At 68.1% G+C, this 7,428-nt stretch carries 5 protein-coding genes; 3 read left to right on the forward strand and 2 right to left on the reverse strand.

Translation table 11 applies throughout. The features are described from left to right. Positions 1–12: 12 nt before the first annotated feature. Entirely contained in the window at positions 13–1,659 is a 1,647-nt protein-coding gene (locus GV790_RS17700) for a long-chain fatty acid--CoA ligase (protein ID WP_163814438.1), read from the reverse strand. A 423-nt stretch (positions 1,660–2,082) separates the two neighbouring features. On the opposite strand from GV790_RS17700, the gene GV790_RS17705 reads away from it, so the two are divergent. Together GV790_RS17705 and GV790_RS17710 are read left to right on the forward strand one after the other, a co-directional pair. Further along, positions 2,083–3,225, forward strand: a complete 1,143-nt coding sequence (locus GV790_RS17705; protein ID WP_163814439.1) for an acyl-CoA dehydrogenase family protein — start codon at positions 2,083–2,085, stop codon at positions 3,223–3,225. A 76-nt stretch (positions 3,226–3,301) separates the two neighbouring features. Next, positions 3,302–4,774: a flavin-containing monooxygenase gene (locus GV790_RS17710; protein ID WP_163814440.1), complete on the forward strand. Its 1,473-nt coding sequence runs from the start codon at positions 3,302–3,304 to the stop codon at positions 4,772–4,774. Positions 4,775–4,860: 86 nt separating this feature from the next. Here GV790_RS17710 and GV790_RS17715 read toward each other — a convergent pair whose 3' ends face one another. Continuing rightward, the gene (locus tag GV790_RS17715; protein WP_163814441.1) at positions 4,861–5,433 is read right to left on the reverse strand and encodes a TetR/AcrR family transcriptional regulator; all 573 of its coding nucleotides are present in this window, start codon (positions 5,431–5,433) and stop codon (positions 4,861–4,863) included. A gap of 79 nt (positions 5,434–5,512) precedes the next feature. Here GV790_RS17715 and GV790_RS17720 point away from each other — a divergent pair, with 79 nt between their 5' ends. Continuing rightward, a complete protein-coding gene (locus tag GV790_RS17720; RefSeq protein WP_163814442.1) occupies positions 5,513–7,195 on the forward strand; it encodes a nitroreductase/quinone reductase family protein in 1,683 nt (560 codons plus the stop codon). Positions 7,196–7,428: the final 233 nt, after the last annotated feature.

A 7,428-nucleotide genomic window follows, 5' to 3' on the forward strand; every position in this document is an offset into this window, starting at 1 on the left:
CGTGAAGCAGCGTCAGCCGAGGGTGATCACCGCGAGGTCGCCGTCGGCGTATCGGGCGCGCAGGCGCTTCTTGTCGAACTTGCCGACGCTGGTCTTCGGCACCTCGTCGATGAAGGTCCAGCGTTCCGGCAGCTGCCATTTCGCGAACTTGGCCGCGAGGAATTCGCGCAGTTCCTCGGCCTGCTTCTCGCCGGGCTCGGCGCCTTCGGCCAGCACGATGGCCACCAGCGGGCGCTCGTCCCACTTCTCGTCCGGCACCCCGATGACGGCGGCCTCGGCGACCGAGGCGTGCCCCATCACGGCGTTCTCCAGATCGACCGAGGAGATCCACTCGCCGCCGGATTTGATGACGTCCTTGGAGCGGTCCACCAGGGTGAGATAGCCGTTCGGGCTGATCTTGCCGACGTCGCCGGTGCGCAGCCAGCCGTCGTCGAACTTGTCCGGGTCGACCGGAGAACCGTCGGGCGAATAGTACGACCCGGTGATCCAGGGGCCGCGCACCTCGAGCTCGCCGAGGGATTCGCCGTCGTTGGGCACCACGCTGCCGTCATCGGCGACCAGCCGCGCCTGCACGCCGGCCGGGAAACGCCCCTGGGTGATCCGGTAGGCCCATTCCTCTTCGCCCTCCACACCGGCGGGCGGATGCGCGACGCTGCCCAGCGGGGAGGTCTCGGTCATGCCCCAGGCGTGCACCACTCGCACGCCGTGCTTTTCCTGGAAGTCGCGCATCATCGACGGCGGCACCGCCGAACCGCCGACGACCACCGAGCGCAGATGCGTGATGTCCTGCGGTGCGGCGGCCAGGCCGGCCAGCACGCCACCCCAGATGGTCGGCACCGCGGCGGCGAAGGTCGGCTTGACGGCGGCCATCATCTCCAGCAGCGGGCCCGGCTGCAGGAAACGGTCCGGCATCAGCAGATTCGCGCCCGCCATCAGCGCCGCGTAGGGCAGGCCCCAGGCATTGGCGTGGAACAGCGGCACGATCGCGAGGATGGTGTCGGTGTTGTAGAGACCCATGCCGTTGGGCGAGGCGACCTGCATGGCGTGCAGCCAGTTCGAGCGATGCGAGTAGACGACGCCCTTCGGGTCGCCGGTGGTGCCGGAGGTGTAGCACATCGCGGCGGCCGAGCGTTCGTCGATGACCGGGAAGTCGAAGCTGTCGGACTGCGCGTCCAGCAGTTCGCGGTAGGAGTGCACCTGCACGCCCTCCGGCGCGGTGAGGCTGGAGGCATCACCATTGGCGACGATGACGTGACGCACCGTCTTCAGTCGCGGCAGGTACTGGGCGAACATCGGCACCAGCGTGCCGTCCACGATGACGACCTGATCCTCGGCGTGATCGGCCACGAACACCAGCTGATCCGGGAACAGCCGGATGTTGAGCGCGTGCAGCACCGCACCCATCGCGGGTACCGCGACGTAGGCGACCAGGTGCTCGTTGTTGTTCCACATGAACGTGCCGACGCGATCGCCCTCGCCGATCCCGAGCCCGCGCAGCGCGTTCGCCAGCCGCGCCGCATCCGCGCCGACCTCGCGGTAGGTCATGGTGCGCACGCCCTCGCCGGTCCAGGTGGACACGGTGGCATCGCCGACGAAGGTCGACGCGTACCGCAACAACGTCGCCAGCGACAGCTGGTCGTCCTGCATGGTGCTCAACATCGGGAAAGACCCCTCACTCTCGGGCGAACGGCCCTGCCTCGGCGCTTCGACCAGGGCATGAGCCACATCACACCGGGAGCCTACCCAAGGGTAGGCAGGAGTGGGGTGCGGTCGGTGGCAGGACCGGCATGCCGGCGGCACCCCCAGCTTGCCGCCGGCACCGGATCCCGGTGAACGGGTCCGTCATGTGTCTAGCGTCCGTGCCCGTGCGGCGCCACCCCGGGTGACGAAACCGAGACCTGTGCAGGGTTGCAGGACGAACGACTCGACCGCGCCGATATCGCTGGCAGCGCAGTGACCTGCACTTTCTCCGGGCAAGCCGCTGCGGAGCGACGGCCCCGGATTCACGCACAGATGCACACGCATAACGTGAGCGTCATCGGTACGAACCGACGGACGAGGCGACCAGCGGAGGTTGACACCATGCCAGTGGATCGAATGCTGCCCACCGAGGAAGCTCGGGATCTGATCGAGCTGACCCGCGATATCGCGGACAAGGTGCTGGCGCCGCGGGTCGTCGATTGCGAGAAGACCGAAACCTTCCCCGACGGCGTCTTCCCGGCGCTCGGCGCGGCCGGTCTGCTGAGCCTGCCGTATCCGGAGGAGTTCGGTGGCGGCGGACAGCCCTACGAGGTGTATCTGCAGGTGCTCGAGGAGCTGGGCGCGCGGTGGGCCGCGGTCGCGGTGGCGGTGAGCGTGCACAGCCTGTCGTGTTTCCCGCTGTTCACCTTCGGCACCGATGAGCAGAAGCAGCGCTGGCTGCCGACCATGCTCTCGGGTGAAACCATCGGCGCCTACAGTCTTTCCGAGCCGCATGCCGGCTCCGACGCCGCCGCGCTGCGCTGCCGCGCCACTGCGACCGACGACGGCTATCGGATCAACGGTTCGAAGGCCTGGATCACCAATGGTGGCCGCGCCGACTTCTACACTCTGTTCGCCCGCACCGGCGAGGGCTCGCGCGGAGTGTCGTGCTTCCTGGTGCCGAAGGACACCGAGGGTCTGAGCTTCGGCAAGCCCGAGGAGAAGATGGGCCTGCGTGCCGTCCCGACCACCACCGCGAGCTACGACGACGCCTTCGTCCCCGCCGAACGCCTGATCGGCGCCGAGGGGCAGGGCCTGACCATCGCGTTCAGCGCGCTGGATTCGGGCAGGCTCGGCATCGCCGCGGTGGCGACCGGATTGGCCCAGCGCGCGCTCGACGACGCCGTCGCCTACGCCAAGGAGCGAGAAGCGTTCGGCAAGCACATCATCGACCATCAGGGGCTCGGTTTCGTGCTCGCCGATATGGCCGCCGCTGTCGATTCCGCCCGGGCCACCTACCTCGACGCCGCCCGTCGCCGCGACGCCGGGCTCCCCTATTCCCGCCAGGCCAGCGTGGCCAAGCTGGTGGCCACCGATGCCGCCATGAAGGTCACCACCGACGCGGTGCAGGTACTCGGCGGTTACGGCTACACCCAGGATTTCCCCGTCGAGCGGTATATGCGCGAAGCCAAGGTCATGCAGATCTTCGAGGGCACCAATCAGATCCAGCGGCTGGTGATCGCCAGGCAGCTCGCGGGGAAGTGAGCCCGATGGCCGGAAATGTGGATTTGTTGTCCGTCGATCTCTTCGGACCTGCCCGTTTCCGGCCTACTCTCGAACCATGACTTCGCCGTCGATCATCATCATCGGAGCCGGCTTCGGCGGGCTCGGCATGGCCCTGGAGCTGCGTCGCGCCGGGATCGGTGAGTTCACCATCCTGGAGAAGGCCGCGGATCTCGGCGGCGTCTGGCGGGAGAACACCTATCCGGGTGCCGCCTGCGATGTGCCGTCGCCGCTGTACTCGTGGTCGTTCGAGCCGAAATCCGATTGGCCCCGGCGGTTTTCCGAGCAGGCCGATATCCACGCCTACATGCGCGGGGTGGCCGACAAATACGGGCTCACCCGGCACATCCAGTTCGGCGTGGAGGTCACCGACGCCGAATTCGACGAGAGCACCGCGCAGTGGCAGGTCCGGCTCTCCGACGGTTCGACCCGAACCGCCGACGTGCTCATCTCCGCCGTCGGCCAGCTCTCCCGCCCGGCCATGCCGAACATCGCGGGCATGGACACCTTCACCGGGCCGGCGTTCCACTCCGCCGAATGGGATCACAGCGTCGATCTGACCGGTAAGCGGGTGGCCTGCATCGGCACCGGTGCCAGCGCCATCCAGTACATCCCGCAGATCCAGCCGAAGGTCGAGCAGCTGACGCTGTTCCAGCGTTCGGCCGCGTGGATCATCCCGAAACCCGATGTGGCATACCGGCCGATCCACCACACGCTGTTCAAATACCTGCCGCCACTGCGGATGGCCGAGCGGTTCGTGGCCTGGTCGTTCTTCGAGCTGATCGCCCTGGCCATCACCGATGTTCCCGGACTCAAGGGCCCGGTGGTCGCCATCGCCGATCGCCATCGCGACAAGCAGGTCCCCGATCCGGAACTGCGCGCCAAGCTGACCCCCGATTACGAGGCAGGCTGCAAGCGCGGCCTGCTGTCCAACGATTACTTCCCGGCGCTGACCCAGCCGAATGTGCACGTGGAGACCACCGCGATCACCGAGATCACGCCGAAGGGCGTGCGCACCGCCGACGGCGTGGAGCACGAGGTCGACGTCATCATCTACGGCACCGGCTTCAAGGGCACCGAATTCCTTGCCCCGATGAACGTCTACGGCACCGGCGGCCGCAAGCTCGCCGACGCCTGGGCCGCCGAAGGAGCCCGCGCCTACCTCGGCGTCTCGGTGCCCGACTTCCCCAACCTGTTCCTGATGTACGGCCCGAACACCAATGTCGGCTCCGGCTCCATCATCTACATGCTGGAAGCCCAGGCCCGCTACATCCGCCAGATCATCGAATACCTCGGCGAGCACCCCGGCCGCGGCCTGGCCGCGCGCCCCGACACCGAACAGCAGTGGGACGACTGGCTCCAGAACCGGCTGAAGGACACCCCCTGGAACTTCTGCTCCAGCTGGTACCGCAACGCCTCCGGCCGCATCACCAACAACTGGCCCGGCGCCACCCTGCTCTACCGCTGGAAGACCCGCCGCTTCGACCCGGCCGACTACCAGGAAACCCGCGTCCCCGCAGGGGCCCGCTGACCGAACCCGTCGATGCCGGCTCGAGAGAATCGGCCGACGTGCACACCTGCTCCGGGTAGCGGCAACGCGGCTCGGCGATTCACCGCTCAGCCGGCAGATTCGGCGGGCACATGCAGGTCGAGTAGTTCACCGAGGTGCCTGCCGACCCGGTCAAGGGGTGCGGTGGAATTCTCGGCCATCGAGAGGATGACCGCGCCCTCGACCGCTGCGAGCATCGTGGTCGCAAGCGATTGCGCGAGTTCGGTGTCGACCTCGCGTTCGGCCAACCGGTCGGCCAGGATCTGCTGCCATTCCTGATAGATCTCGGCCGCGGCCGCGGCGGCCTCGGGGGCGGCGGATCGGCCGAGTGTCGCCGCGACCACCGGACAGCCCGCTTGATAGTCACTGGTACGCAGCACGTGCTTCCAGTGGTCGACGAAGGTGGCGATCCCGCGCTGTGGCGCCGCCGCGGCCAACTCACGTAGCCAGCCACTCATCGCTCGGCCGGCGACCCTGGTGGATTCGGCGATCAATTCCGACTTCCCGCCGGGAAAGCTCAGGTAGATCGAACGACGAGAGACTCCGCTGTGCGCGAGCAGTTCACTGAGCCCGGTGCCGGCCACGCCATGGCGCCGAACCAGCTCGATTGCACTCCCGATCAGACAGTCACGTACGGCCACCCTTGCGACTATACCGATCGATCTACTACTCTCGCCCAGAACTAAACCGATCGGTTTACTACTACCTTCAGGAGTCGTCATGACCGTCCTGCACGAACCACTCGAGCTCGGCTGCGGCCTAGTTCTGCCCAACCGGCTGATGAAGGCCGCCCTCAGCGAAGGACTCGGCACCACCGAACTGGGCCCGGACGAACGGATCGAGCGCCTGTACACCCGCTGGGGACACGGCGGATACGGCCTGGTGATCACCGGCAACGTCATGGTCGATCGGCGTCAGCTCGGCGAACCCGGCAATGTCGCCATCACCGACGACCGGGATCTGGACGGCCTGTCCAGGTGGGCGAAGGCAACCAAGGACGGCGGCGCGCCCATCTGGATGCAGCTCAATCATCCGGGGCGACAAGCCAACCCGCTGGCTACCCGGCACCAGCCAGTGGCACCGTCGGCGATCGCACTGAACATTCCCGGACTACCGGCGCCTCGTGAACTCAGCGAAGCCGAGATCGAGGAGATCATCGACCGATTCGCCAGCGCGGCGCGGATCGCCGAGACCGCCGGATTCGACGGCGTCCAGATCCACGGCGCACACGGATACCTGGTGTCGCAATTCCTCTCGCCCCTGGCCAATCGGCGCACCGATGGCTGGGGCGGTGATCCGCAGCGCCGCATGCGGTTCCCACTCGAGCTCATCCGCCGGATCCGGTCGGCGGTATCGCCCGGTTTCGCCGTCGGGATCAAGCTGAACTCCGCGGACTTCCAGCGCGGCGGATTCAGCGAGGACGAATCCCGTGCGGTGATCGAGCAGATCGCGGCCGAACGCGTCGACCTCATCGAAATCAGCGGCGGCAGCTATGAATCACCGGCCATGATGGGCCGCGCGGAGAGCACTCGGGCCAGGGAGGCGTACTTCCTGGAATACGCGCGATCGGTGCGCGCATCGGCCGGTGCGGTGCCACTGGCGGTGACCGGCGGTTTCCGCACCAGGGCGGTGATGGCCGAGGCGGTGGCGAGCGGCGCCTGCGACATCGTCGGCATCGGCCGGCCGGCCGCCGTGCACACCCGGGCCGCCGCAGCCCTGCTCAGCGGCGCCACCCGGCTGGACGCACCGGCCATCGGACTCGGCCTGCCGCGCAGGCTCACCGCACTCGCGGGCGTGAAATCCCTCGACGGCGCGCTCGATCTCCAGTGGCATACCGATCAGCTGCACCGGATCGGTGCCGGCTCCGAGCCCGATCCCGACCGCTCGCCCTGGCGTACGGCGCTGACCATGGTCAAACGCAACGGCATCGACTCGTTCCGCAGCCGCCGCGCCGCGGGACCGGCGGAATCGGCCCGCGGCGTCCGGCGGAAATTCGTGATCGAACGCGCCGTCGGCCGCCATATCGCCAATCCGGCGGTACGCGCTCTCGGCCGGATCGGCATCACCACGTCGGCCGCCACCGAACTCGAGACGATCGGACGCAAGAGCGGCCTGCCCCGCCGCGTCCCGGTATCGGCCGCCTTCGACGAGGCCGGAGCCTGGCTGATCTCTCAGCACGGTCTGCGCTCCGGATGGGCACTCAACATTGGCGACGACCCGAATATCCGTATCCGCCAGGGCAATCGGTGGCGCACCGGAATGGCCGAATTGCGCCCCGACGACGATGTCGCCGCCCGCGCCCGCGCTTTTGCCCCGCATCCGTTGCTCGCGGGCGTCAGCGCGACCGCCTTCCGCGCCCTGCAAACCGACCCGATCTCGGTGCGCATCACCTTCACCGACTGAACCGCTACCTGGTCGCCCGGCCGCACCGCAGCTGGAAGTGCCCCGTAAGCGATCCGACCGATCAGCCGCAGACCCCGCGCGCCCGCTCCGACCTCAGATCCCCACCGACCCGGCCCCCGGCAGCAACGGGTTGAGAATCTTCGCCAACGCGCACAACACCGGCGAACCGAAGGGCGGGCATGGCACCGCCTCGACCGCCGTGCGCGCCTGCTCCCCCACCACGGGAGCAGGCG

The organism is Nocardia cyriacigeorgica, assembly GCF_010858045.1.
Taxonomy (GTDB): Bacteria; Actinomycetota; Actinomycetes; order Mycobacteriales; family Mycobacteriaceae; genus Nocardia; species Nocardia cyriacigeorgica_E.